This is a genomic window from Sporosarcina sp. P29, assembly GCF_002743265.1.
In the GTDB taxonomy this organism is placed as follows: domain Bacteria; phylum Bacillota; class Bacilli; order Bacillales_A; family Planococcaceae; genus Sporosarcina.
In genome coordinates, this window is the sequence record NZ_PDYX01000005.1 from 96,491 (window position 1) to 119,266 (window position 22,776).

General features: G+C 41.7%; 37 protein-coding genes and 1 riboswitch. All 37 genes read right to left on the reverse strand.

Annotated features, from left to right (window positions below; genetic code table 11):
- Positions 1-8: 8 nt before the first annotated feature.
- Positions 9-704, reverse strand: coding sequence for a thiaminase II (gene tenA / locus CSV68_RS06450; RefSeq protein WP_099661737.1), 696 nt, complete (start codon positions 702-704; stop codon positions 9-11).
- A gap of 90 nt (positions 705-794) precedes the next feature.
- A riboswitch (TPP riboswitch) is annotated at positions 795-897 on the reverse strand.
- A 105-nt stretch (positions 898-1,002) separates the two neighbouring features.
- Positions 1,003-1,440, reverse strand: coding sequence for a HicA family toxin-antitoxin system (locus CSV68_RS06455; RefSeq protein WP_233192875.1), 438 nt, complete (start codon positions 1,438-1,440; stop codon positions 1,003-1,005).
- A gap of 415 nt (positions 1,441-1,855) precedes the next feature.
- Positions 1,856-2,680, reverse strand: coding sequence for an urease accessory protein UreD (locus tag CSV68_RS06460; RefSeq protein WP_099661739.1), 825 nt, complete (start codon positions 2,678-2,680; stop codon positions 1,856-1,858).
- The gene (ureG, locus tag CSV68_RS06465) at positions 2,673-3,293 is read right to left on the reverse strand and encodes an urease accessory protein UreG (RefSeq protein ID WP_085427438.1); all 621 of its coding nucleotides are present in this window, start codon (positions 3,291-3,293) and stop codon (positions 2,673-2,675) included. Before ureG ends, CSV68_RS06460 begins: the two co-directional genes overlap by 8 nt.
- A gap of 37 nt (positions 3,294-3,330) precedes the next feature.
- Positions 3,331-4,017 (reverse strand): urease accessory protein UreF, encoded by a 687-nt coding sequence (locus tag CSV68_RS06470; protein ID WP_099633816.1) that lies wholly within the window; start codon positions 4,015-4,017, stop codon positions 3,331-3,333.
- Complete coding sequence (ureE, locus tag CSV68_RS06475; protein WP_099661740.1) at positions 4,010-4,465, reverse strand: urease accessory protein UreE; 456 nt, start codon at positions 4,463-4,465, stop codon at positions 4,010-4,012. Before ureE ends, CSV68_RS06470 begins: the two co-directional genes overlap by 8 nt.
- A gap of 10 nt (positions 4,466-4,475) precedes the next feature.
- Positions 4,476-6,194 carry an urease subunit alpha gene (gene ureC / locus CSV68_RS06480; RefSeq protein WP_099633814.1) on the reverse strand — a complete coding sequence of 573 codons (1,719 nt, stop codon included), beginning with the start codon at positions 6,192-6,194 and terminating at the stop codon, positions 4,476-4,478.
- Positions 6,191-6,514, reverse strand: a complete 324-nt coding sequence (locus CSV68_RS06485) for an urease subunit beta (protein ID WP_099633813.1) — start codon at positions 6,512-6,514, stop codon at positions 6,191-6,193. Before CSV68_RS06485 ends, ureC begins: the two co-directional genes overlap by 4 nt.
- Positions 6,515-6,544: 30 nt before the next feature.
- Positions 6,545-6,847 (reverse strand): urease subunit gamma, encoded by a 303-nt coding sequence (locus tag CSV68_RS06490; RefSeq protein WP_099633812.1) that lies wholly within the window; start codon positions 6,845-6,847, stop codon positions 6,545-6,547.
- A gap of 711 nt (positions 6,848-7,558) precedes the next feature.
- Positions 7,559-7,951 carry a 30S ribosomal protein S9 gene (gene rpsI / locus CSV68_RS06495; RefSeq protein WP_085131997.1) on the reverse strand — a complete coding sequence of 131 codons (393 nt, stop codon included), beginning with the start codon at positions 7,949-7,951 and terminating at the stop codon, positions 7,559-7,561.
- 19 nt (positions 7,952-7,970) lie between these two features.
- Positions 7,971-8,408 (reverse strand): 50S ribosomal protein L13, encoded by a 438-nt coding sequence (gene rplM / locus CSV68_RS06500; RefSeq protein ID WP_029053249.1) that lies wholly within the window; start codon positions 8,406-8,408, stop codon positions 7,971-7,973.
- A gap of 174 nt (positions 8,409-8,582) precedes the next feature.
- Positions 8,583-9,311 carry a tRNA pseudouridine(38-40) synthase TruA gene (gene truA, locus CSV68_RS06505; protein WP_483315669.1) on the reverse strand — a complete coding sequence of 243 codons (729 nt, stop codon included), beginning with the start codon at positions 9,309-9,311 and terminating at the stop codon, positions 8,583-8,585.
- Positions 9,312-9,325: 14 nt separating this feature from the next.
- Entirely contained in the window at positions 9,326-10,123 is a 798-nt protein-coding gene (locus CSV68_RS06510; RefSeq protein WP_099661741.1) for an energy-coupling factor transporter transmembrane component T family protein, read from the reverse strand.
- The gene (locus CSV68_RS06515; protein ID WP_099661742.1) at positions 10,117-10,992 is read right to left on the reverse strand and encodes an energy-coupling factor ABC transporter ATP-binding protein; all 876 of its coding nucleotides are present in this window, start codon (positions 10,990-10,992) and stop codon (positions 10,117-10,119) included. Before CSV68_RS06515 ends, CSV68_RS06510 begins: the two co-directional genes overlap by 7 nt.
- Complete coding sequence (locus CSV68_RS06520) at positions 10,968-11,825, reverse strand: energy-coupling factor ABC transporter ATP-binding protein (RefSeq protein WP_099661743.1); 858 nt, start codon at positions 11,823-11,825, stop codon at positions 10,968-10,970. The genes CSV68_RS06515 and CSV68_RS06520 overlap by 25 nt, the downstream gene beginning before the upstream one ends.
- A 273-nt stretch (positions 11,826-12,098) precedes the next feature.
- Positions 12,099-12,479, reverse strand: coding sequence for a 50S ribosomal protein L17 (rplQ, locus tag CSV68_RS06525; RefSeq protein ID WP_099633808.1), 381 nt, complete (start codon positions 12,477-12,479; stop codon positions 12,099-12,101).
- Positions 12,480-12,509: 30 nt separating this feature from the next.
- Positions 12,510-13,454: a DNA-directed RNA polymerase subunit alpha gene (locus tag CSV68_RS06530; RefSeq protein ID WP_099633807.1), complete on the reverse strand. Its 945-nt coding sequence runs from the start codon at positions 13,452-13,454 to the stop codon at positions 12,510-12,512.
- Positions 13,455-13,577: 123 nt separating this feature from the next.
- Entirely contained in the window at positions 13,578-13,967 is a 390-nt protein-coding gene (gene rpsK, locus CSV68_RS06535; RefSeq protein ID WP_009499031.1) for a 30S ribosomal protein S11, read from the reverse strand.
- 25 nt (positions 13,968-13,992) lie between these two features.
- Positions 13,993-14,358 carry a 30S ribosomal protein S13 gene (gene rpsM / locus CSV68_RS06540; protein ID WP_085132003.1) on the reverse strand — a complete coding sequence of 122 codons (366 nt, stop codon included), beginning with the start codon at positions 14,356-14,358 and terminating at the stop codon, positions 13,993-13,995.
- Positions 14,359-14,382: 24 nt separating this feature from the next.
- On the reverse strand, positions 14,383-14,496 hold the full coding sequence (gene rpmJ / locus CSV68_RS06545) for a 50S ribosomal protein L36 (RefSeq protein ID WP_076758849.1): 114 nt from the start codon (positions 14,494-14,496) through the stop codon (positions 14,383-14,385).
- Between the two features lie 39 nt (positions 14,497-14,535).
- On the reverse strand, positions 14,536-14,754 hold the full coding sequence (gene infA, locus CSV68_RS06550; RefSeq protein ID WP_029053257.1) for a translation initiation factor IF-1: 219 nt from the start codon (positions 14,752-14,754) through the stop codon (positions 14,536-14,538).
- Positions 14,755-15,099: 345 nt separating this feature from the next.
- Entirely contained in the window at positions 15,100-15,753 is a 654-nt protein-coding gene (locus CSV68_RS06555) for an adenylate kinase (RefSeq protein WP_099633806.1), read from the reverse strand.
- A gap of 46 nt (positions 15,754-15,799) precedes the next feature.
- Positions 15,800-17,092, reverse strand: a complete 1,293-nt coding sequence (gene secY, locus CSV68_RS06560) for a preprotein translocase subunit SecY (protein ID WP_099630544.1) — start codon at positions 17,090-17,092, stop codon at positions 15,800-15,802.
- Complete coding sequence (rplO, locus tag CSV68_RS06565) at positions 17,092-17,532, reverse strand: 50S ribosomal protein L15 (protein WP_083034249.1); 441 nt, start codon at positions 17,530-17,532, stop codon at positions 17,092-17,094. The genes secY and rplO overlap by 1 nt, the downstream gene beginning before the upstream one ends.
- 32 nt (positions 17,533-17,564) lie before the next feature.
- On the reverse strand, positions 17,565-17,747 hold the full coding sequence (gene rpmD / locus CSV68_RS06570; protein WP_083034250.1) for a 50S ribosomal protein L30: 183 nt from the start codon (positions 17,745-17,747) through the stop codon (positions 17,565-17,567).
- A gap of 13 nt (positions 17,748-17,760) precedes the next feature.
- Positions 17,761-18,261 (reverse strand): 30S ribosomal protein S5, encoded by a 501-nt coding sequence (gene rpsE / locus CSV68_RS06575; RefSeq protein WP_083034251.1) that lies wholly within the window; start codon positions 18,259-18,261, stop codon positions 17,761-17,763.
- Positions 18,262-18,283: 22 nt separating this feature from the next.
- A complete protein-coding gene (gene rplR, locus CSV68_RS06580) occupies positions 18,284-18,646 on the reverse strand; it encodes a 50S ribosomal protein L18 (RefSeq protein WP_029053263.1) in 363 nt (120 codons plus the stop codon).
- A 33-nt stretch (positions 18,647-18,679) separates the two neighbouring features.
- On the reverse strand, positions 18,680-19,219 hold the full coding sequence (gene rplF, locus CSV68_RS06585; protein ID WP_099633805.1) for a 50S ribosomal protein L6: 540 nt from the start codon (positions 19,217-19,219) through the stop codon (positions 18,680-18,682).
- Between the two features lie 30 nt (positions 19,220-19,249).
- Positions 19,250-19,648 carry a 30S ribosomal protein S8 gene (gene rpsH, locus CSV68_RS06590; RefSeq protein WP_029053265.1) on the reverse strand — a complete coding sequence of 133 codons (399 nt, stop codon included), beginning with the start codon at positions 19,646-19,648 and terminating at the stop codon, positions 19,250-19,252.
- 30 nt (positions 19,649-19,678) lie between these two features.
- Complete coding sequence (locus tag CSV68_RS06595) at positions 19,679-19,864, reverse strand: type Z 30S ribosomal protein S14 (RefSeq protein WP_008298870.1); 186 nt, start codon at positions 19,862-19,864, stop codon at positions 19,679-19,681.
- Positions 19,865-19,884: 20 nt separating this feature from the next.
- Positions 19,885-20,424: a 50S ribosomal protein L5 gene (gene rplE / locus CSV68_RS06600; RefSeq protein ID WP_029053266.1), complete on the reverse strand. Its 540-nt coding sequence runs from the start codon at positions 20,422-20,424 to the stop codon at positions 19,885-19,887.
- Positions 20,425-20,451: 27 nt separating this feature from the next.
- Entirely contained in the window at positions 20,452-20,763 is a 312-nt protein-coding gene (gene rplX, locus CSV68_RS06605) for a 50S ribosomal protein L24 (RefSeq protein WP_029053267.1), read from the reverse strand.
- A 35-nt stretch (positions 20,764-20,798) separates the two neighbouring features.
- The gene (rplN, locus tag CSV68_RS06610) at positions 20,799-21,167 is read right to left on the reverse strand and encodes a 50S ribosomal protein L14 (RefSeq protein WP_081243203.1); all 369 of its coding nucleotides are present in this window, start codon (positions 21,165-21,167) and stop codon (positions 20,799-20,801) included.
- A 38-nt stretch (positions 21,168-21,205) separates the two neighbouring features.
- Entirely contained in the window at positions 21,206-21,469 is a 264-nt protein-coding gene (gene rpsQ, locus CSV68_RS06615) for a 30S ribosomal protein S17 (RefSeq protein ID WP_029053269.1), read from the reverse strand.
- Between the two features lie 17 nt (positions 21,470-21,486).
- The gene (gene rpmC / locus CSV68_RS06620) at positions 21,487-21,687 is read right to left on the reverse strand and encodes a 50S ribosomal protein L29 (protein WP_025783856.1); all 201 of its coding nucleotides are present in this window, start codon (positions 21,685-21,687) and stop codon (positions 21,487-21,489) included.
- Positions 21,677-22,111, reverse strand: a complete 435-nt coding sequence (gene rplP, locus CSV68_RS06625) for a 50S ribosomal protein L16 (protein WP_099633804.1) — start codon at positions 22,109-22,111, stop codon at positions 21,677-21,679. The genes rpmC and rplP overlap by 11 nt, the downstream gene beginning before the upstream one ends.
- Before the next feature lies 1 nt (position 22,112).
- On the reverse strand, positions 22,113-22,775 hold the full coding sequence (gene rpsC / locus CSV68_RS06630) for a 30S ribosomal protein S3 (protein WP_029053271.1): 663 nt from the start codon (positions 22,773-22,775) through the stop codon (positions 22,113-22,115).
- Position 22,776 lies beyond the last annotated feature (1 nt).

The following is a 22,776-nucleotide window of genomic DNA, read 5'->3' on the forward strand; positions in this document are numbered from 1 at the left end:
CTTATTTATTATATTGTAATCGTCTGCTCTTCCTGCACTCCAGGCCACATTTGTTTAGTATAGGCCATGTCCCAGAACATATACTCATAACGAGTCGTATTAAGGAAGATTTCCTCTAATCTCACTAATTCCGATTCAGGCTTTCCTTCTGCCGTTTCATCCATTAATTCTAAGCACCAAGTAGCCAACTCGCCAAAGTCTTTCGATGAATACATGCGAATCCAGTCACCATACAACGGATGATCCAACGCACCTGGCAACTCAGCAAGCTCTTTACCAATCTCCCAGTAGCTCCACGCACACGGCAATAATGCAGCGACGACTTCTGCTAAAGAACCGTTTTGACTAACATGTAGCATATAATGCGTATACGCTAGGACAATTGGAGACGGCTTGGCATTCTCAAGCTCCTCTTCGGTAATGCCAAAACGAGCTGCATATTTACGATGAAGTTCCATTTCCGTGTTTAGAGTTCCGTTAAGTAAGGCGGCAAATTTCCCCATCATCTCGACATCGGTCGCTTTCATGGTGCCTACGGCAAACACTTTCGCATAGTCAATTAAATACAAATAGTCTTGCACCATATAAAAACGAAACTTCTCCTGATCCAACGTACCATTTCCAATCTCTTGGACAAATGGATGATTGTGATTCTGTCTCCAAATCGGTAATGTTTTCTCTAATAAACGCTCAGTGAACTTCATGTATACTCTCCCCTTTTTCATAGTAAATGAAAAAACCACTTCTTGACCAGAAGTGGCGGAGAGACATCACAGAGCACAGAAATCAGCTACGTAATATCTACACCACTTCCTTACGCCGGTATGAACCGGATCAAGTTAAAGGGTTAAAGCAATTTGCTTCTCTCAGCTCCACAGAGCACCCCTAGCGGTAACGATTATTTCATTTGTATATCCATTGTAGGCATATCTTGTCAGAAAGGTCAAATAAATTGAGATTGCACTCTGTCTCACGTACAAAACAGTCACGCAGTTTCTTTTTTTATTCTAGATGTTCTTTTAGCTTTTTCTGAACATCTTCTTCAATTTTCTTCACGCGCTCATCTTTTAGTTTACGTCTTGGTTTAGGATGAAACCATTCGATTTCGCCATTAATAAATGTCCCTTTAAACTCTTCGCCTTGGATCTTCAATTTAAATAACTGAAGTGGCCGTGTTTGATTTCTACCAAGCGAACGTTCGATTTCAATATCATCTGCTTCATTTCTAATTCCTTGCTCGGATAACAGTTCCAAAACTTTATCCTCTATGGCAATTACCTCTTCTTCGCCGACATCTTGCTTAGGATGTGGATGAAGCCACTGGATTTCACCTTCATGATAGTCACCTTTATACTTACGTCCTTCTAATATGAGCTTAAACTGAATTCGCTCGTACGGCCTGTCTTCAAAAACTTTTTCTGCTTCAAAGTCATCAACCACAGGAAACACCTCCAAAATAGTATGAAGTCTCTTTTTATAGAATAGGCTATTTTACTTCATCCATCACTACTAATTCAAGCGATCTAGCCTGATATTTAATTTCTCAACCATTCCTGCCCACTTACATTTTCTCTTCTCATTTCAAATGATATTCGAATATATCTCAGTAAGTAGTGATTGTCAAATCAATTAACGATGTTACCTATTATGTGTAATTAGGAAGTAGAGTAAGGTTTCGACCTTATACTTTATAGTGCATATATATAATGATACCCAAAATTCCATATTTCAATCATTTGAAATATGGCCTTTAATACTTCCACTATTTGATAAACTTCAGCGTAGCAACTATAAATATAGTTTTACTTCAATTGGTAAAAAAAACCGACAACTCTTTTGAATTGTCGGGTAGATCCTAGTACTTCCGTAAAAAACTTGGTTTCGTTTGATACCATTCGTCGCTAATTATATGGTGACAGACTGAAATAATTCGCTCTATAACCTGTGTATAGTTTGCTAATATGCGAATCGTGAAGCCGGGAACAGCAAGTTTGGATAATCCAAATGCAAATTCCCCTGCCTCTTGTTGAATTGCTTCATACAATCGATCCAATAGAGCATCACTCGTTTTTTCACCAACGACAATTAACGAACCTAAATGTGTGTATCCTTCCATAAAGCCTAACGCATTCATATCTTGTGATGCCGGATGGAGTTTAATATGGTCAAATGCAACAAGCTGATCATCCATATAAATCTCTGTTTTCAAACGAAGCATGTCGTAACTGAATTTTTCACCATCCGGCGACCAGCCGGGAGTCAATATATCGGAATACAGCAAGGTTGCCCCTTTTTCCATATATATACTATTTTTCTGATAACAACTAGCATCTTTGTATGCAATCAGTGCATCCGGTAAGTACTCTAGATAACTGTCTTTTTTCAAACGGAAAATCGTCTCTTGGTACACTGGCTTGGTAGGCGTTCTATATACTTTCGTAGATGACTGGGTCGTCAACGTCAGCATAGCTCCCTCACCAAGCGTGACTTTCATTTGATACCGATCTCCATCTAAATAGCCACCGCCAGGATTCAATAAATAATAGCATGGATAACTATTCTTATTGAAATAGACAGGACGCATCACTTTAAATGCGCCTTGGAAGTAGACAGTTTTCGCCACAGAACGGCCTAGCCGATTTTCCATGACAAGGTCAAGAACGCCTGTCCATTCAGACATCTTGTCCTAGTCCTTTTAATAAAGCATGTTTTCTGACCCACTCTACCACTTCATCTAATCCTTGATCGTCTTTTAAATTGGTGAAAAAGAACGGTTTCTTTCCTCTAAATATCTTTGTGTCAGACTCCATTACCTCAAGCCTTGCGCCGACATATGGAGCTAAGTCTGTTTTATTAATAATAAATAAATCAGACTTAATCATTCCTTGCCCACCTTTACGTGGGATTTTTTCACCTTGCGCCACGTCAATTATATAAATGGAAAAGTCAACGAGTTCCGGACTGAATGTAGCTGCTAGGTTATCCCCGCCACTTTCTACAAAAATCAGCTCAACATCGGGATGTTTTTCCTTCAATTCATTAATTGCCGCGAAGTTCATCGATGCATCTTCACGAATTGCCGTATGTGGACAACCTCCTGTTTCTACTCCGACAATGCGGTCTTCTGGAAGAATACCGTTCGCAACTAAAAACTTGGCATCTTCTTTCGTATATATATCATTAGTAATAACCGCCATACTTACTTCGCCCTCTAAAGCGCGTGTAATCTTTTCGACCAGCATAGTTTTTCCTGCACCAACTGGTCCGCCAACACCTATTTTAATTGGTCCCATTCTAAGCACATCCTTAATATCAATTTCATTGCGTTCATTATGAACTAAAAATACGTATGCCAACACGTTCGTGCTGCATTTGTGAAAGCTCGAGTCCTGGAGATACGATACCAAACTCTTCTGGATCTAACTCCATTATTTTGTCTGTTGTTTGTTGAAGTTGTTGTTGAAACGTGTATATAATCTTCTGTCCAGCAGTTTGTCCAAGCGGGATAGCCCGCACGGCATTTTGCACAAGACTAACAACCGTCGAGTATAAATAATATAGAATTGTTGTATTCTTTTCGACTTGAAGGTGATGTCCAATCATTGTAAATACAATAGCCGGATGGCCAAAAGCTTCTTTGTCCTGAATTTTCTGCGCGTAAATAGATAACATCGGTATATTGTAAATGGATTTTGCAATGTCTAACATCCGATCTCCCATGCGCTGAGTACCATCACGTGATTCGCGGGCGAGATTCTGCACAGTCAGTATGCGATCCAATTCCCAAATCTTATCAAGATCTTCCTGATCCAATGCATCATAAACAAGTCTTACAGCCAAGCCGTCTGCATAAGCAAGTTGTTCATGCACATAGACATGTAGCCATTCGGAAAACGTATTGGCGTCTGTAACCTTGTCCTTCTGAATATATGTCTCCAGTCCGAATGATTGGCTAAAAGAGCCGATCGGGAAACTGGAATCGCATAGCTGCAGCAAGGATAGTGCATGATTAGTCATGGCTATGTCCGATATGACGGAAAGCCTTGGCTACTTTTCGTTCTTCTCGCTTAAATGGAATACCCATTTCTTTCAACAAATCCTCAACTAAATAATCATATTGCACGAGCATATCTTCATCCTCAAACTGCGCAGGCAAATGTCGATTACCTAGCTGATGAGCAATCGTCCCCATTTCAAGCATCGTGCGTGGGCTAATAATAATTAAATCATCAGAAAGCACATCAATCAGAATGATATTCTTATCATCCATAAACAGAATATCTCCCGCTTCTAAATCACGTGGGTTTTTTAATCGAATGCCAATTTCACGTCCATGATCAGTTTCCACGCGTTGAATTCTTTTCATTAAGTGTGCACTTTCTAAGTACACTTTCTCTTTATGACGGCTTTCATACTCACTTGGATCTAAATCCCTAACATTCATTAAGACTTCTTCTACAATCATTTTCTTCACCTCAGAATAAGAAATAGCGTTGCCCCATTGGCACTACGTCAATCGGATCGCATGTAATCAGTTTTCCATCAATTTTCACTTCATACGTTTGTGGATCCACGTCAATATGTGGTGTTGCTGTATTTAACTTCATATCTTTTTTCGTCAGATTGCGTATATTACGGACAGGCAGCACTACTTTATCAAGTCCTAGCTTCTCTTTTATCCCTTGATCATAGGCAATTTGCGAAACAAACGTAATGGAACTTTGAGACAATGCCTTACCGAGCGTTGCATACATCGGACGATAAATCATCGGCTGCGGTGTCGGAATCGTTGCATTGGCATCACCCATTAAGCTAAAGACCGCCATTCCACTTTTCAAAATCATTTCCGGTTTAACTCCAAAGAATTTCGGATCCCATAGAACAAGGTCCGCCATTTTTCCGACTTCAATTGAACCGATATACTCTGATATACCATGAGCGATAGCTGGATTAATCGTATATTTGGCGACATAGCGTTTTACCCGATTATTATCCGAATGCTCACTATCGCCTTCCATAACTCCAAGTTGCTTTTTCATTTTGTGAGCTACTTGCCATGTACGAAGTGCAACTTCGCCGATACGGCCCATCGCCTGAGAATCGGAGCTTGTCATACTAAAGACACCTAAGTCTTGCAAGACATCTTCTGCTGCAATCGTTTCATTGCGAATGCGCGAATCCGCAAATGCGATATCTTCTGGTACAGAAGGATTCAAGTTATGGGCAACCATTACCATATCCAAGTGCTCATCAATCGTGTTAATCGTATATGGCAATGTCGGATTAGTAGAAGCCGGTAACACATTCATCATGCCAGCAGATTTAATCAAATCCGGAGCATGACCGCCTCCTGCACCTTCTGTATGGTACATATGGATACCGCGACCATCAATCGCCTTGATCGTATCTTCAAAAAATCCAGATTCGTTTAATGTATCTGCATGAAGTGCGACTTGCACGTCATATTCATCCGCAATCCGTAATGCATGATCGAGAACAGACGGTGTCGCGCCCCAATCTTCATGGACTTTCAAACCAATCGCACCTGCAATTATTTGTTCCGCTAAAGGAGCACCCGCTGCTGCATGCCCTTTACCTGTCAAACCAATATTAATCGGTTGTCCATCCAAAGCCTTCAACATGGAATGAAGATGCCAAGCACCCGGTGTCGCAGTCGTAGCTCGAGAACCATCTCCTGGTCCTGCTCCACCGCCTATTAGTGTGGTAGTACCCGCTGTAAGTGCAACGTCTACTTGTGCCGGATTAATGAAATGTACGTGCGTATCAATTGCACCAGCAGTAATGATCTTACCTTCCCCCGAAATAACTTCAGTGGAAGTTCCAATAATAATATCTACTTTGTCTTGCACGAGCGGATTACCTGCTTTGCCGATACCCGAGATTTTACCGTCACGAATAGCTAGATCCGCTTTATATATTCCTGTATAGTCAAGCACGACAACATTGGTAATGACTGTATCAGGTACGCGTTCGTCTTCTTCGCGCGTAATGAAAGGATGTTGTCCCATTCCATCACGGATAACTTTACCGCCACCGAACACAACTTCTTCTCCATATTTCGTATGATCTTTTTCAATTTGGATGAACAAATCTGTATCTGCTAGTCGGACAGAGTCTCCGGTTGTCGGTCCATACATTTGAGCATATTGCTCTCTATCCATTTTAAAACTCATTTTGCATTCCCGCCTTCCAATGCTCCGTCTACTTTATTATGGAAACCATAAACTTCTCTTTCTCCAGCATAGTCAATTAGCTGCACTTCTTTTTCATCACCGGGTTCAAAACGAACAGCAGCGCCTGCAGGTATATTGAGACGTTTCCCGTATGTCACTTCTCGATCAAACTTTAATGCATTATTCACTTCGTAAAAATGGTAATGGGAACCGATTTGGATCGGTCTGTCGCCATGATTAATAACTTGTACATGTATACTTTCAGCGCCTTCATTACAAATGATCGGTTCGTCTTTTAAAATATATTCGCCTGGTATCATCGTTACGTCCCCTTTCTTTTTATAAACCATTTATCTGATCGGATTATGCACTGTGACTAATTTCGTCCCATCAGGGAACGTTGCTTCTACTTGAATGTCATCAATCATTTCTGGAATACCATCCATTACATCTTCACGAGATAAAATTGTCGCGCCATAAGCCATGAGTTCTGCAACTGTTTTGCCGTCTCTGGCGCCTTCCAACACCTCATATGTAATAAGAGCCATTGCTTCAGGGTGGTTCAATTTAAGTCCTCGGTCCCTTCGTCTTCTGGCAACGTCTGCCGCAACAACGATCATTAATTTATCAATCTCACGCGGTAGTAATCGCATGGTTCAACCTCCTAAAATAAAATAATATATTATATTGCAGTAATCTTTTTTCTCCAAATAGATTAAAACCACAGAACATTTTATAAAGTATAAAAATTTACAATGGTCTACTATACTCATCAATTGCCCTACACATTTTTATTCATTCATACAATTCAATTGATCCAAAGCAAGTCAGAATAGAAAAGTGCAACTTGTCACAGTTTACCCAAATGCAAGTTAGCATAAACGTCGACTGCTTAACACTTCGCAGACAAAAAAACATTATTAGCGGCAGGAATACTTTTTCTGTCTAATTGTCTCTGAGTTCGAATCATATGATAAGGTAACAATTTTCAGTAAATGGTCTAGTCGCAGTTGATTCATTAATGACTCATTACATCAGGGGGTGATCCATGAGCCTCTCAAATAGCTAAAACAACCGGAAATGAAGGGTATTCTACTTTCTCTATTACAAAGCTTTAGAAAGTGTTTTGGAGTTACTGCTACTAATTTATTGTACAGTTTCTCGGTGAAGATTCAAGTGTTCCCGCTTACATAAGGGGTCTGGCAAGATATCTACTCATAAAAGTACAACATGTACTAGATAACATGCTAAGATCTCCTATTACTATATAGCGCCTACAGGAGGTCAAACATTATGAGTAACTCATGCTAGACGCAAAAAAACCCTTCTCATAAAGTAATGAGAAGAGCTTTTGAAAAAACAAATTAACGTTTTGAGAACTGAGGTGCACGACGAGCGCCGCGAAGACCTGGTTTCTTACGTTCCTTCATACGTGGATCACGTGTTAGGAATCCTGCTGATTTAAGTGCTGCACGGAAATCAGGATCTACAGTAAGCAATGCACGAGCAACGCCGTGACGGATTGCGCCTGCTTGACCAGTGTAACCTCCACCGTTAACGTTAACGTGGATATCGTAGCTTCCAAGTGTTTCCGTTGTAACTAGTGGTTGTTTAATGATTTCACGAAGTGTTTCGAATGGTACGTAGTCCTCTACGTCACGATTATTGACGACAATTTTGCCTTCGCCAGGAATTAGACGTACACGAGCTACTGAACTTTTACGACGGCCAGTGCCGATATATTGTACTTGTGCCAAGTGGGTTTCCTCCTCTTAATTAACCGCGAAGCTCAAAAGCTTCTGGTTTTTGTGCTGCATGCTGATGTTCTGGACCAGCAAATACGTGTAATTTCTTGATAGTTTGACGACCTAGAGGACCGTTTGGAAGCATTCCTTTAATCGCAAGTTCAAGCATTTTCACAGGGTAGTTAGTACGCATTTCAAGAGCAGTACGTGACTTGATGCTACCTGTGTAACCAGAGTGACGGTAGTACATTTTATCTTTTAATTTGTTACCAGTCAATTGGATTTTTTCAGCGTTGATAATGATCACGTGATCACCTGTATCAACATGTGGTGTAAACGTTGGTTTATGTTTACCGCGTAAAAGAGTTGCAACTTCTGAAGCAAGACGACCAAGCGTTTGTCCTTCAGCGTCGACAACTAGCCATTTACGTTCGACTTCGTGACCTTTAGCCATGAATGTTGTGCGCATATTGTATTTCCTCCTAAAATATCAAATCTGTTCCCTTGTTTTCTCTATCCCTAAACACAAATAAACTTCCGGGGCTTGTTTGTGGGGTTATTGAAATACCATTTATCATGTTATACTTTATTTTCAATAAAGTCAAGCGTTTTTATGAATACACCAGGATTAGTTGCCATGGGCTTAATAGGTAACCTCTAGTAAGTACAAACCGTGTGCTGCCGCTGTCTTCCCTGCCCTTTGACGATCTTTCGCCTCGAGAATTTTTTGGACATCTTCCGGCTCGTCCCAACCGATGCCAACCGCCAGCAAAGCACCTGCAATCGTGCGTACCATATTGTAAAGAAATCCATCACCTTCCACTTCAAGTATCAGTTCATCCCCAAGACGTTCTAGTGTTAGTTTTCGGATCGTGCGAACTTTATTCGAAGTAGCTGTCTTCGCCGAACTGAAACTTGTGAAGTCATGAGTGCCGATTAAATAGGCGGCGCCTGCATTCATTCGTTCCACATCCGGATTCCATCTACCTAAATGGACGGCAAAGTTACGCTCGAATGGACTTTGCAATTCCCCATAGGACCATTTATATCGATATGTTTTACCTTTTGCACCGTAACGAGCGTGGAAATCTTTAGACACTTGTTCAATCGCGGTTATGCGTACGTCCTTAGGTAGCAGCACATTCAATGCCATCAGCCAGCGATCACCTAAATCAAGAGGTGTGTCAAAATGAATGACTTGACCGAGTGCATGAACACCTGCATCCGTTCGTCCGCTTGCTACAGCATGTGATGTCGGATCTTTATGTAACTTCACAAGCGCCTTATCGATTTCTGCTTGAACCGTACGCATGCCAGGCTGAGATTGATAGCCAGCAAAATTTGTCCCGTCATACGAAACAGTCGCTTTCATTCGTTTCAATTGATTCACTTCCTCACCCACAGCAATACACCTACCAATAACACAAAAGCGATCAAGACAGCAGTATCCCTCATTTGCCAAGATAGCTGGCGGAACCTTGTGCGACCTTCCCCACCACGGTAGCCACGCACTTCCATCGCGATCGCTAAATCTTCCGCACGCTTAAATGCACTAACAAATAACGGTACCAGCAATGGAATAACTGCCTGCACCCGTTCTTTGATGGTACCGGTACTTAAATCAGAGCCTCTCGCTAGTTGTGCTTTTAATATTTTATCTGTTTCATCCATAAGAGTTGGAATGAAACGTAGAGAAATGGACATCATCAATGCCAATTCATGTACGGGTAATTTAAGCTTTTTAAAAGGATTGAGCAATGTTTCCAATCCATCCGTAATCGAGATTGGTGAAGTTGTTAACGTCAATACGGTCGTAATCAAGACGAGGACCAAGAACCGGATAGATATGAATATACCCATTCGCAGTCCTTCTTCATAAATTTTGATAAACTTCCACTCAAATATAATGGGACCTTCACGTGTGAAGAAAATATGTAATAGGAGAGTGAAAATGATCAAAAAGATGACCGGTTTTAACCCGTTGATCAAAAAATAAGGTCTGATTCTGGCAAGCGCAATGACAAATGCCGTGAATCCAAGCAAAATGGAATAGGACGCTACGTTATTAGCCAAGAACACCGCTACGACGAACAGAAAGACAAAGAGCAATTTGGAACGCGGATCCATTCGATGCACAATGGAAGTACCAGGAATAAAACGGCCAATAATCATTTTTTCTAACATGGCCGCTCCTCATTTCTCGCAATGGCTTTTGCTAACTCTTGTGCCAATACGTCTTCCGTTAGTGCAATGCGATCAAAACGCTGTCCACTCATCTTTTCTATCTCTCGCTGAAAACGCACGGAACGCGGTACGCTGAGTCGAAATGAAAGAAGTTCCTCTTCCAGACTATATATATCTTCAGGCGTCCCTTCCATTACAGCTGTCCCCTCATGCATTACAAGGATCCGATCACTATAGCGTGCGGCATCTTCCATACTATGTGTAACGAGGATAGTCGTTAAATTCTCTGTTACGTGCAAATGATGGAATAACTCCATGATCTCTTTTCGACCTCTGGGATCCAACCCCGCTGTCGGCTCGTCAAGGACCAGGACAGATGGTTTGAATGCAAGGACACCTGCAATCGCAACACGCCGCATTTGACCTCCTGACAGCTCAAAAGGTGACTTCTGCAGTACATCCTCTGGTAGACCTAAAAGTTTCACTAGTTCATGTGCGCGAGCTCTTGCTACCTCTTTCGGCACGCCAAAATTTATAGGACCGAACATGATATCTTTTTCAACTGTTTCTTCAAATAACTGATGTTCAGGGAACTGAAACACAATTCCTACTTGATGTCGAACTTCCTTCATCTTCTTACCTTTGGTCTGTGCTGTAATCATCGTGTCACCAATTTTGACAATACCTTCAGACGGCTTAAGCAATCCATTCAAATGTAGTAATAAGGTCGATTTCCCTGAGCCCGTATGACCAATGATTGACGTATAAGAGCCGGAAGGAATCGTAGCTGTCACGTCCTGCAAGGCACGTTTCTCAAAGGGTGAATCTTTAGCATATAAGTATCCTACTTGCTGAAGTGATATGTCCACAATTCATTCACCAACTCTTCTTCTGTCATATGATTGCCTTGTAACTCTACACCAGCTGTTCTTAATAATTCAGAAACACGTAAAGCAAACGGCAGATCGAGCCCGACTTTTTCTAGCTCAGTACCTCGCTGAAAGATTTCCTGCGGTGAACCCACCATCAATACTTGTCCTTCATTCATAACCAATATACGATCTGCTAATAACACTTCTTCCAAGTCATGCGTAATGGATAACACAGTCAAGCCGATTTCAGAACGTAACTTCTTGACGATTTCAATGACTTCTTCCCGTCCCTGAGGATCCAGCATGGAAGTAGCTTCATCTAAAATAAGCAATTCAGGGTGCAAAGCTAATGCGCCTGCAATCGCTACACGCTGCTTCTGACCGCCTGAAAGATGATGGGGCTCATGATTGATGTAACCCGTCATTTTCACCTGTTCCAGAGCCTCATGAACCCGTTTGACCATCATTTCATGTGGTACACCGTTGTTTTCAAGTGCAAATGCTACATCATCCTGCACAGTTGAACCGACGAACTGATTATCAGGATTTTGAAACACAATACCCATACGCGAACGTGTTTCCCAAAGATTCTCTTCTGATAGTCTTTCCGAGAAGAGATGTACTTCGCCTGATGAAGGAAACATTAAGCCGATCAACAACTTGGCTAACGTCGACTTACCAGAACCATTATGTCCTACAACTGCCAGCCATTCTCCTTCATACAAGGTGAAAGATACATCAGTTAATGCTTTAGTTGACACAGTAGAAGATTCCTCTTCCTCCATATCGTAAGAAAACTCCACCTGGTGCATCGACGCTATTTCCTTCATCTGGACTCCTCCTCTTAGGTGGTATGGATCAATAAACATCTTATGTAATCAATTATTCTTATGTATAAAAAAAAAGCGCGTACCTCATCTAAGGAATGCGCCTTTGAAAACGAAAATGCCGGGTGCTCATGCCGACATCTCAGATGAGGTACGTAGAGCTAGACCAGTCGATTTCTCGCGGATCATAACACTCAGCTTTTATGTCGTATAAATCTCGTACTTGTAATAAGAGGGTGTGCTGTGCGTGACAGACACACCCTCGAAGTGTTGGAATTACACCAGTTCGATAATAACTACTGGTGCGCCATCGCCACGGCGAGGTCCCATTTTCATTATACGTGTATAACCGCCTTGGCGATCTGCATAACGTGGTGCTACTGTATCAAAAAGTTTTTGAAGTGCAAACACTGTTGCTTCTTCGCCTTCTGCGTTTTCAACAGTCACCGTTTCACGACGAATATATTCAGCCGCTTGACGACGTGCATGAAGATCTCCACGTTTTCCAAGAGTGATCATCTTTTCAACTACTTTACGTAATTCTTTCGCACGTGTTTCAGTTGTTTGGATGCGCTCATGAATAATTAGATCTGTCGTTAAGTCGCGAAGCATTGCTTTACGTTGTGAACTTGTGCGTCCAAGTTTTCTGTATCCCATTTGAAGTTACCCTCCTTCAATATATGTCAGTTATTCTTCAGAGCGTAACTCGAGGTTTAGCTCATCCAATTTAGCCTTCACTTCTTCAAGTGATTTACGGCCTAAGTTTCGCACTTTCATCATTTCGTCTTCAGACTTGTTAGCAAGTTCTAAAACAGTATTGATGCCTGCACGCTTCAAGCAGTTATAAGATCGGACAGAAAGATCAAGTTCTTCAATCGTCATTTCCAAAACTTTTTCTTTTTGGTCTTCTTCTTTTTCTACCATGATTTCTGCAGTTTGTGCTTCGTCAGTCATACCAACGAATATATTCAAATGCTCTGTAAGAATTTTAGCTCCAAGTGATACTGCCTCTTTAGGACCAATGCTTCCATCTGTCCATACATCGAGTGTCAACTTATCAAAGTTGGTACTTTGTCCGACGCGAGTGTTTTCAACTTGGAAGTTAACGCGTGATACAGGAGTGTAAATCGAGTCGATTGGAATCACACCAATCGCTAGATCCTCACGTTTGTTTTGATCGGAAGGAACATATCCGCGTCCACGTACAGCATACATACGCATACGTAAATGTCCATTTTTACCGAGAGTAGCAATCGGGAGATCTGGATTTAATACTTCAACATCACTATCATGTGTGATGTCTGCAGCTGTCACGACGCCTTCACCCTTCACATCGATCTCAATAACTTTCTCATCATCTGAGTAAATTTTGAGTGCTAGTTTCTTCACATTCAAAATAACTGTAGATACGTCTTCGACGACACCCTCAATTGTAGCGAATTCATGAAGTACACCATCGATTTGAATAGATGTCACAGCAGCTCCTGGTAATGAAGACAAGAGAATGCGGCGCAAGGAATTCCCTAGGGTATTTCCATATCCACGCTCTAACGGTTCGATAATAAACTTACCAAACTGTAAATCTTCGCCGATCGTTACTGTTTCAATCTTTGGTTTCTCAATCTCGATCATTTATTTACCCTCCTCAAAACGTCTCAATATTGGTTTAACCTTATTGAATTCACTGATAATAGATAGTCTATTTCAACAGTATTAACAAAAATTGTCTTTCTTAATCCAATAGATTCAAACCGATTATACGCGACGACGTTTTGGCGGGCGACAACCATTGTGTGGAACTGGAGTTACGTCTCTGATTGCAGTAACTTCAAGTCCAGCAGCTTGTAGTGAACGGATAGCCGCTTCACGACCAGCACCTGGGCCTTTAACTGTTACTTCCAATGATTTTAAACCGTGTTCCATTGCTGTTTTCGCTGCTGTTTCAGCAGCCATTTGTGCAGCAAATGGAGTGGATTTACGGGAACCTCTAAAGCCAAGTGCACCAGCGCTAGACCATGAAAGTGCATTACCGTGGCTATCCGTGATAGTTACGATAGTGTTATTGAACGTTGAACGGATATGTGCAATACCAGTTTCAATATTCTTTTTTACACGACGTTTACGAGTTTGTTGTTTACGTGCCATGTTGGAAAGAACCCTCCTTTACCTATTATTTTTTCTTGTTAGCCATTGTGCGTTTAGGACCCTTACGCGTACGTGCATTGTTTTTCGTGTTTTGTCCACGAACAGGCAATCCACGACGGTGACGGATTCCACGGTTACTACCGATTTCCATCAAACGCTTGATATTTAGAGAAGTTTCACGACGAAGATCTCCTTCTACTTTCAAGCCGTCAATTTGTTCACGAATCTTATCAAGTTCAGCGTCAGTTAAATCACGAACGCGAGTCTCTTGAGAAACATCAGCTGCAGTTAAAATTGATTGTGCAGTTGTTTTACCAATACCGAATATATATGTCAATGAAATGACAACGCGCTTATCGCGCGGAACGTCTACACCAGCAATACGTGCCATATAAGTTGTGCACCTCCTTGTGTTTTAGCCTTGTCTTTGTTTGTGCTTTGGATTTTCACAGATTACCATTACTCGGCCGCGTCTACGAATAACTTTACATTTTTCGCAGATCGGTTTTACAGATGGTCTTACTTTCATCCTACCCAACCTCCTTCAATATTTCGGGAGTGCAAAAGTTTATTTGAAACGGTATGTGATACGACCACGTGTTAAATCGTAAGGTGAAAGTTCCAATGTCACCTTGTCGCCTGGCAGAATACGAATAAAGTGCATACGAATTTTACCTGACACGTGTGCAAGCACAGTATGTCCGTTTTCTAACTCCACTTTAAACATCGCATTCGGCAACGTTTCAAGAACAGTTCCTTCTACCTCAATTACGTCGTCCTTCGCCATCAATCCTGTCTCCCTTCTATATCCAATAAAGGCTTTCACCATCGAGCGGCATCAGTTGCCTTCAAAAGGCTTCCTTCAACATATGTCCAGTTAGCATGAGTGATGTTCGAAAGACGTCTGCCACATTTCGCTGTTTCGCATAAATTGCGAATGAGATCCTTTATTGCCCTCATCGCAGTGCCAATTATTTATTATACTGCCATTGGCAATATAATGCATGTCGGAACTACCAAGGTATTAATGATAAACTCTCATTGATCTTATAACAGGAACTTAAAGCTTTTGCAGTTCGTTTTCATCCATTACTTTCCGAACAATGATGAAGATGTGCCCGAAAAGGATTGATTACTTTTTATCTTGTTGCAAAATTGCATCCAAGTCCTTGAATACAAGATTAATGTCCTGTTGACCATTAATTTTAGTCAATACACCTTTTTCGCCATAAAAGTCGAGTAAAGGAGCTGTCTGATTCATATTTACTTCCAGACGATTCATGACAGTTTCCGGATTATCATCTGCACGCTGGTAAAGTTCGCCGCCATCCTTATCACACACGTCTTCGACCTTTGGTGGGTTGAAGATTAAGTGATATGAAGTGCCACACACTTTACAAATACGTCGACCAGATAATCTTGCAACTAATTCTTCCGTATCGACTTCGATGTCCAATACGTACTCAATGCTTTTTCCTAAGTCCTTAAGTAAAGCATCTAGTGCTTCAGCTTGAGGAACGGTTCTAGGGAAGCCATCAAGCAGGAATCCATTGTCACAATCCGATTTGCTTAAACGCTCACGCACGATACCAATGGTAACTTCATCAGGAACTAATGCTCCTTGATCCATGAACGATTTTGCTTTAACTCCAAGTTCCGTGCCATCTTTGATGGCAGCACGGAACATATCGCCTGTAGAAATATGAGGGATTCCGTACTTCTCGACAATTTTGTCTGCTTGTGTACCTTTACCAGCACCAGGCAGACCCATTAATACGATATTCATACGTCCTTGCCCTCCATTTGTTTACAATAGGTCAGGCTATTGCTTTTTATTTCATAAAGCCTCTGTAATGTCTCTTCACTAATTGTGATTCTAATTGCTTCATTGATTCAAGGGCAACCCCTACTACGATGAGCAAGCTCGTTCCGCCGATTTGAGCGGATTGAGGCAAATTAGCCAAATTGATGAAGAAGATTGGCATAACCGCAACGACGGCAAGGAAAATCGAGCCGACGAACGTTAGTCTATACAGAGTACTTGTTAAGTACTTTTGAGTGTTTGCTCCTGGGCGAATTCCTGGGATATATGCACCTTGTTTTTTCAGATTGTCTGCCATATTTTCTGGATTCACTTGAATGAATGCATAGAAATACGTAAACGCGATAATAAGTGTGACATACAAAATCATACCAATCGGATTCGTATAATCGAAGATCCGAATAATAGTTTTAGTTACACTGTTCTCACCGAAAAACGGAGCGATTTGTTGTGGCGTGATGAAGAATGCCACCGCAAAGATTACCGGGATAACTCCTGCAGCATTCAATTTCAAAGGTAAATGTGTTTGTTGACTTGCAACAGACTGATTACGTCCTGATACACGTTTCGCATATTGAATCGGAATTTTCCGCAATGCTTCTTGGAAATAAATAACTCCGACTACAATGGCTACAATCACGATCAGTAGTAAGACCATCGTTGCAATTCTAATAAATAGTGCATCTCCAGCGTCTTGAATTTGCGTTACATACAACTGGTTAACAGCATTCGGAATACCGGCAACAATCCCTGCAAAGATAATGATGGAAATACCATTCCCAACACCTTTCGCAGTAATTTGTTCACCAAGCCATAGAAGGAAAGCTGTACCTGCAGTCAACACAATCGCAATTGTGATATAAGTGGATATGCTGTTGTCTTGAATCAGTGTGCCGCCAAATGTTTGGTTGAAACCAAACGACATGGCAAGTGCTTGAATAAAGGCAAGAACAATCGTGAAATATCTTGTGAATTGTGCAAGTTTACGTCTTCCGACGTCCCCTTGTTTTGACCACTCAGTAAACTTTGGAACAACATCCATCTGCAAGAGTTGTACAATGATGGACGCCGTGATATACGGCATAATCCCCATTGCAAAGATCGAGAAGTTGGATAGTGCTCCTCCACCAAATGTGTTCAAGAATCCGATAAACTGGTTATCAGATTGTTGTAAAGCAGTTGCATCAACGTTTGGAACCGGAACAAATGTCCCTAGTCTAAAAACGATGAGCACTAGGAGGGTGAAAATTATTTTAGACCGGATCTCCTTCACACGCATGAAATTAGAGATTGTCTGAAACATTATACCACCTCTGTTTGCCCGCCTGCTTTTTCAATTGCTTCTTTTGCAGAAGCGGAGAATTTGTTAGCACGTACTGTAATCTTCTTATCAAGTGTTCCGTTACCCAGAATCTTGATACCAGATTTAGCGTTGCTTACAACACCAGTTTCGATTAGCAATTCCGGTGTTACTTCCGTGCCTTCTTCGAAACGATTTAATGTGTCCAGATTAACGATGGCATAATCTTTACGATTGATGTTCGTGAATCCGCGCTTAGGAAGTCGTTGGAAAAGAGGAATTTGTCCACCTTCGAAACCAAGACGTACACCGCCGCCTGAACGAGCGTTTTGGCCGTCATGACCTCTACCAGAAGTCTTACCTGTTCCAGATCCAATCCCACGACCAACACGTTTGCGGTTTCTGCGAGATCCTTCAGCTGGTTTTAGCTCATGTAATTTCATCTTATCGGCACCTCCTTATTGTAAAATAGTACTTAAATTTCTTTAACGGTTACCAAGTGGCTAACTTTTGTGAGCATACCACGGATGGCATCGTTGCTTTGATGCTCAACTGTTTGATTTAACTTTCGAAGGCCTAATGCTTCAATTGTTTTACGTTGTGTTGGTTTAGAACCAATAACACTTTTCGTAAGGGTGACTTCAAGTTTGTTCGTCATTGTATTTCCCCCCTTAACCTAACAGTTCTTCTACGGATTTACCACGCAATTTGGCAATGTCTTCTGCGCGTTTCAAATTCTGCAACCCTTCGATTGTTGCACGTACCATATTGATTGGTGTGCTTGATCCAAGAGATTTAGAAAGAATATCCGTGATGCCTGCAAGTTCAAGTACCGCACGGACAGGTCCACCTGCGATAACACCAGTACCCGGAGCAGCTGGTTTGATGAGGATTTGTCCTGCACCAAAGCGTCCGATTACTTCATGTGGAGTTGTACCTTTGACCATTGGCACTACAATTAAGTTTTTCTTCGCATCTTCAATTGCTTTACGGATTGCATCTGGAACTTCTTGTGCTTTACCAGTACCAAAACCGACACGACCGTTTTTATCTCCGACTACGACAAGTGCAGTGAAGCGGAAACGACGTCCACCTTTTACAACTTTCGCAACGCGGTTAATCGTTACTACGCGTTCTTCGAACTCACTTTTGTTCTGATCATTACGACGCATGAAATATGTCCCTCCCTCTTAATTAAAATTCCAGACCATTTTCGCGTGCAGCGTCAGCTAATGCTTTTACACGGCCGTGGAAAAGATATCCGCCGCGGTCGAATACAACCGCTTTAACGTCTTTTTCAACAGCTTTCTTTGCAATAAGCTCGCCGACTTTAGCTGCAGATTCAGTGTTACCTGTAGATCCAGCCTCAACATCATTATCTCTTGTAGAAGCGCTAACGATTGTTACGCCATTCAAGTCATCAATCAATTGTGCATAGATGTGCTTGTTTGAACGGTAAACGTTTAGACGTGGACGCTCTGCAGTTCCGCTGATTTTCGTACGCACACGTGCGTGACGTTTTTTACGGACAGCGTTTTTATCTTGTTTCGTGATCATCGGAGTCACTCCTTCCAAATACCTCGGGCGGTATTATTTACCTGTTTTACCTTCTTTACGACGAACAATTTCGCCTTCATAACGGATACCTTTGCCTTTATACGGCTCTGGTGGACGTACTTGACGGATATTAGAAGCAAGAGCACCTACGTGTTCTTTGTTGTAACCGCGAACGATGATTTTCGTGTTCGCTGGAACTTCAACTTCTACACCCTCTTCTGGTGTGAATTCAACTGGATGTGAGTAACCTACGTTCAATACAAGTTTCTTCCCTTGCATAGAAGCACGATATCCAACCCCAACTAATTCAAGTGTGCGTTCAAATCCTGTAGATACTCCCACTACCATGTTGTTAAGAACAGAGCGTGTAGTACCGTGAATTGAACGGTGAGCTTTTGATTCAGAAGGACGAGTAAATGTAATTACATTGCCTTCGTGAGTGATCGTAATTTCTTTATCTAATTGTCTCGAAAGTTCACCTTTCGGACCTTTAACAGTAGCGAAGTTTGCATCTGAAATTGTTACAGTAACATTTTCAGGAACTTCGATCTGACGATTACCAATACGGGACATTCTATTGCACCTCCATTCAATTGTAGCTAATTACCAAACGTAAGCGACGACTTCTCCGCCGACTTGTTTAGCGCGGGCTTCTTTGTCTGTTAATACACCGTTTGATGTAGAAACTAGTGCAACACCTAAGCCGTTAAGTACTTTAGGAACTTCATTTGATTTAGCATATACACGAAGTCCTGGTTTAGAAATACGTTTCAAGCCATTGATAACACGTTCGTTATCTTGACCGTATTTTAGGAAAATGCGGATGATGCCTTGTTTGTTATCTTCCACGTATTCCACATCACGAACGAAACCTTCTCGTTTTAAGATCTCGGCGATTTCTTTCTTTACGTTTGAAGCAGGTACCTCAAGCTTCTCGTGGCGAACCATGTTCGCATTACGGATGCGTGTAAGCATATCTGCAATCGGATCACTCATTGTCATTTGAATTAACCTCCTTCCCTAATTAGGGGTTTACCAGCTGGCTTTTTTAACGCCAGGAAGTTGTCCCTTGTATGCAAGTTCGCGGAAACAAATACGGCAAAGTTTAAATTTGCGATATACTGAATGTGGACGACCACAACGTTCGCAGCGTGTATATTCTTGTACTTTGTACTTTGGCGTACGTTTCTGTTTAGCGATCATAGATTTCTTAGCCACGTTTTCGCCTCCCTATTATTTTACTTTTGGAATGGCATGCCACACTGAGCAAGCAACTCACGTGCTTCTTCATCAGTGTTAGCTGTCGTCACGATGACGATATCCATCCCTCGTACTTTTGATACTTTATCGAAGTCAATTTCAGGGAAAATAAGTTGCTCTTTCACACCTAGAGTGTAGTTACCGCGACCGTCAAACGCTTTTTTAGAAACGCCACGGAAGTCACGTACACGTGGTAATGAGATTGAAACTAATTTATCTAGGAATTCGTACATGCGCTCACCGCGAAGCGTTACTTTTGCTCCGATCGGCATTCCTTCACGTAAACGGAATCCTGCGATAGATTTTTTCGCTTTAGTAATGACTGGTTTTTGACCTGAAATAGTTGCAAGATCCTCAACAGCTGCATCAAGTGCTTTTGTATTTTGGACAGCATCACCAACACCCATGTTGATAACGATTTTATCTACTTTAGGAACCTGCATAACAGATGTATATTCAAACTTGCTCATTAGAGCAGGTGTGATTTCTTTAGAAAACTTCTCTTTCAAACGACTCATCAGTCGGACCTCCCTTCAATGCAATACTTACTTATCCAATGATTCACCGGATTTTTTTGCAATACGTACTTTTTTACCGTCTTCCATCTTGTAACCTACACGAGTCGGCTCGCCTGTTTTAGGATCGATTACCATCACGTTTGAGACATGTATTGTAGACTCTTGGCTTACAATTCCGCCCTGTGGGTTTTCTTGGTTCGGCTTTGTGTGTTTCTTGACGATATTAATACCTTCAACAAGCACACGGTCTTTTTTCGGATAAGCAGTTAGGATCACACCTGTTTTGCCTTTATCTTTCCCAGAGATCACCATTACTTTGTCGCCTTTTTTAACGTGCATTTATCGCACCTCCTTGACTGGCTCTGTCATTAGAATTAAAGAACTTCTGGAGCAAGTGAAATGATTTTCATGAAGTTGTTGTCGCGTAGTTCGCGAGCAACTGGTCCGAAAATACGTGTTCCACGTGGCCCTTTATCATCACGGATAATAACGCAAGCATTCTCATCGAATGTAATGTATGAACCGTCTTTACGACGAACTCCACTTTTCGTACGAACGATGACCGCTTTAACAACGTCACCCTTCTTAACAACGCCACCTGGTGTTGCCTTCTTAACCGTAACAACAACTACGTCACCGATGTTAGCTACTTTACGACCTGATCCGCCTAGTACTTTAATAGTTAGTACTTCACGTGCACCAGAGTTGTCAGCAACTTTCATTCTACTTTCCTGTTGAATCATCGAGGTTACCTCCTTCCGAAATCTGAGTTAAAAACCTATTAGATGATGATCGCTTTTTCAACGACTTCTAGAAGACGGAAACGCTTAGTTGCTGATAATGGACGAGTTTCCATAATACGTACAACATCGCCGATTTTCGCTTCGTTTAGCTCATCATGAACTTTAAGTTTCTTAGAATACTTTACACGCTTACCGTATAAAGAATGTTTTTTGTATGTTTCTACCATTACCGTAACGGTTTTATCCATTTTATCGGAAACCACTCGGCCTGTGTATACTTTGCGCTGATTACGCTCAGTCATGGCTGCAACCTCCTTCATCAGTTATTTGCACTGATTTCTCTTTGTCGTATTACAGTTTTCATGCGCGCAATCGATTTGCGTACTTCACGGATGCGTGCAGTGTTTTCTAATTGACCTGTCGCTAACTGGAAGCGAAGGTTGAAAAGCTCTTCTTTAAGTGATTTCACTTTTTGCTCGATCTCTGCAGTTGTTAAGTCACGAATTTCATTAGCTTTCATTAGACTCACCACCAATTTCTTGTCGTTTTACAAACTTGCTTGTTACAGGAAGTTTGTGCGATGCAAGTCTAAGTGCCTCACGAGCAACCTCTTCTGAAACACCTGCAATTTCGAACATTACTCTACCAGGTTTCACAACTGCAACCCAGCCTTCTACAGCACCTTTACCGGAACCCATCCGGACTTCTAGAGGCTTTTTAGTATATGGTTTGTGCGGGAAAATATTGATCCATACTTTACCGCCACGTTTCATGTAACGAGTCATAGCAATACGAGCAGATTCAATCTGACGGTTAGTAATCCAACTTGCTTCTAGAGACTGAAGACCATACTCACCAAATTGAACTGTAGCGCCACCTTTTGTTTCACCACGCATTTTCCCACGGAATACACGACGATGTTTTACACGTTTAGGCATTAACATATTATTTGCCTCCTTCCCCAGAGTTCTTCTTAACTTTTACTGGAAGGACTTCACCACGATAAATCCATACCTTTACGCCAAGCTTACCATAAGTAGTATCAGCTTCAGCATGTGCATAATCTATATCTGCACGTAATGTATGAAGAGGGACAGTTCCTTCACTATAGTGTTCTGCACGAGCGATATCAGCACCGCCGAGACGACCAGACACTTGTGTTTTAATTCCTTTTGCGCCAGAACGAATAGTACGTTGAATCGCTTGTTTCTGAGCACGACGGAATGATACACGACTTTCTAATTGACGAGCGATTGATTCTGCGACTAATCTCGCATCCAAATCAGCACGCTTAATTTCTACGATGTTGATGTGTACACGCTTGCCTGTAATTTCGTTAAGTTGCTTACGAAGTGTTTCTACTTCGGAACCACCCTTACCGATAACCATACCTGGCTTTGCAGTGTGGATTGTAATGTTAACACGCTTAGCAGCACGCTCGATTTCAACTTTTGAAACTGAAGCTTCGATAAGACGTTTTTCGATGTATTCACGGATCTTTAAGTCTTCATGTAGTAAGGACGCATAATCTTTTTCCGCGTACCATTTTGAGTCCCAGTCACGGATGACGCCTACACGTAGTCCATTAGGATGTACTTTTTGGCCCACT

What these genes read in the sequence shown, in the direction of transcription:
- tenA (WP_099661737.1), bottom strand. Translation starts at nt 704, where the DNA reads ATGAAGTTCACTGAGCGTTTATTAGAGAAAACATTACCGATTTGGAGA.
- CSV68_RS06460 (WP_099661739.1), bottom strand. Translation starts at nt 2,680, where the DNA reads ATGTCTGAATGGACAGGCGTTCTTGACCTTGTCATGGAAAATCGGCTA.
- ureG (WP_085427438.1), bottom strand. Translation starts at nt 3,293, where the DNA reads ATGGGACCAATTAAAATAGGTGTTGGCGGACCAGTTGGTGCAGGAAAA.
- CSV68_RS06470 (WP_099633816.1), bottom strand. Translation starts at nt 4,017, where the DNA reads ATGACTAATCATGCACTATCCTTGCTGCAGCTATGCGATTCCAGTTTC.
- ureE (WP_099661740.1), bottom strand. Translation starts at nt 4,465, where the DNA reads ATGATTGTAGAAGAAGTCTTAATGAATGTTAGGGATTTAGATCCAAGT.
- ureC (WP_099633814.1), bottom strand. Translation starts at nt 6,194, where the DNA reads ATGAGTTTTAAAATGGATAGAGAGCAATATGCTCAAATGTATGGACCG.
- CSV68_RS06485 (WP_099633813.1), bottom strand. Translation starts at nt 6,514, where the DNA reads ATGATACCAGGCGAATATATTTTAAAAGACGAACCGATCATTTGTAAT.
- CSV68_RS06490 (WP_099633812.1), bottom strand. Translation starts at nt 6,847, where the DNA reads ATGCGATTACTACCGCGTGAGATTGATAAATTAATGATCGTTGTTGCG.
- rplM (WP_029053249.1), bottom strand. Translation starts at nt 8,408, where the DNA reads ATGCGCACAACATTCATGGCTAAAGGTCACGAAGTCGAACGTAAATGG.
- truA (WP_483315669.1), bottom strand. Translation starts at nt 9,311, where the DNA reads ATGAAAGCGACTGTTTCGTATGACGGGACAAATTTTGCTGGCTATCAA.
- CSV68_RS06510 (WP_099661741.1), bottom strand. Translation starts at nt 10,123, where the DNA reads ATGTTAGAAAAAATGATTATTGGCCGTTTTATTCCTGGTACTTCCATT.
- CSV68_RS06520 (WP_099661743.1), bottom strand. Translation starts at nt 11,825, where the DNA reads ATGAAGGAAATAGCGTCGATGCACCAGGTGGAGTTTTCTTACGATATG.
- rplQ (WP_099633808.1), bottom strand. Translation starts at nt 12,479, where the DNA reads ATGGGATACAGAAAACTTGGACGCACAAGTTCACAACGTAAAGCAATG.
- CSV68_RS06530 (WP_099633807.1), bottom strand. Translation starts at nt 13,454, where the DNA reads ATGATCGAGATTGAGAAACCAAAGATTGAAACAGTAACGATCGGCGAA.
- rpsK (WP_009499031.1), bottom strand. Translation starts at nt 13,967, where the DNA reads ATGGCACGTAAACAACAAACTCGTAAACGTCGTGTAAAAAAGAATATT.
- rpsM (WP_085132003.1), bottom strand. Translation starts at nt 14,358, where the DNA reads ATGGCACGTATTGCTGGTGTAGACGTTCCGCGCGATAAGCGCGTTGTC.
- rpmJ (WP_076758849.1), bottom strand. Translation starts at nt 14,496, where the DNA reads ATGAAAGTAAGACCATCTGTAAAACCGATCTGCGAAAAATGTAAAGTT.
- infA (WP_029053257.1), bottom strand. Translation starts at nt 14,754, where the DNA reads ATGGCGAAGGACGACGTAATTGAGGTAGAAGGAACTGTTCTTGAAACG.
- CSV68_RS06555 (WP_099633806.1), bottom strand. Translation starts at nt 15,753, where the DNA reads ATGAATATCGTATTAATGGGTCTGCCTGGTGCTGGTAAAGGTACACAA.
- secY (WP_099630544.1), bottom strand. Translation starts at nt 17,092, where the DNA reads ATGTTTCAGACAATCTCTAATTTCATGCGTGTGAAGGAGATCCGGTCT.
- rplO (WP_083034249.1), bottom strand. Translation starts at nt 17,532, where the DNA reads ATGAAATTACATGAGCTAAAACCAGCTGAAGGATCTCGCAGAAACCGC.
- rpmD (WP_083034250.1), bottom strand. Translation starts at nt 17,747, where the DNA reads ATGACGAACAAACTTGAAGTCACCCTTACGAAAAGTGTTATTGGTTCT.
- rpsE (WP_083034251.1), bottom strand. Translation starts at nt 18,261, where the DNA reads ATGCGTCGTAATGATCAGAACAAAAGTGAGTTCGAAGAACGCGTAGTA.
- rplR (WP_029053263.1), bottom strand. Translation starts at nt 18,646, where the DNA reads ATGATCACGAAACAAGATAAAAACGCTGTCCGTAAAAAACGTCACGCA.
- rplF (WP_099633805.1), bottom strand. Translation starts at nt 19,219, where the DNA reads ATGTCCCGTATTGGTAATCGTCAGATCGAAGTTCCTGAAAATGTTACT.
- rpsH (WP_029053265.1), bottom strand. Translation starts at nt 19,648, where the DNA reads ATGACAATGAGTGATCCGATTGCAGATATGCTTACACGCATCCGTAAT.
- rplE (WP_029053266.1), bottom strand. Translation starts at nt 20,424, where the DNA reads ATGAGTCGTTTGAAAGAGAAGTTTTCTAAAGAAATCACACCTGCTCTA.
- rplX (WP_029053267.1), bottom strand. Translation starts at nt 20,763, where the DNA reads ATGCACGTTAAAAAAGGCGACAAAGTAATGGTGATCTCTGGGAAAGAT.
- rplN (WP_081243203.1), bottom strand. Translation starts at nt 21,167, where the DNA reads ATGATTCAACAGGAAAGTAGAATGAAAGTTGCTGACAACTCTGGTGCA.
- rpsQ (WP_029053269.1), bottom strand. Translation starts at nt 21,469, where the DNA reads ATGACTGAGCGTAATCAGCGCAAAGTATACACAGGCCGAGTGGTTTCC.
- rpmC (WP_025783856.1), bottom strand. Translation starts at nt 21,687, where the DNA reads ATGAAAGCTAATGAAATTCGTGACTTAACAACTGCAGAGATCGAGCAA.
- rplP (WP_099633804.1), bottom strand. Translation starts at nt 22,111, where the DNA reads ATGTTAATGCCTAAACGTGTAAAACATCGTCGTGTATTCCGTGGGAAA.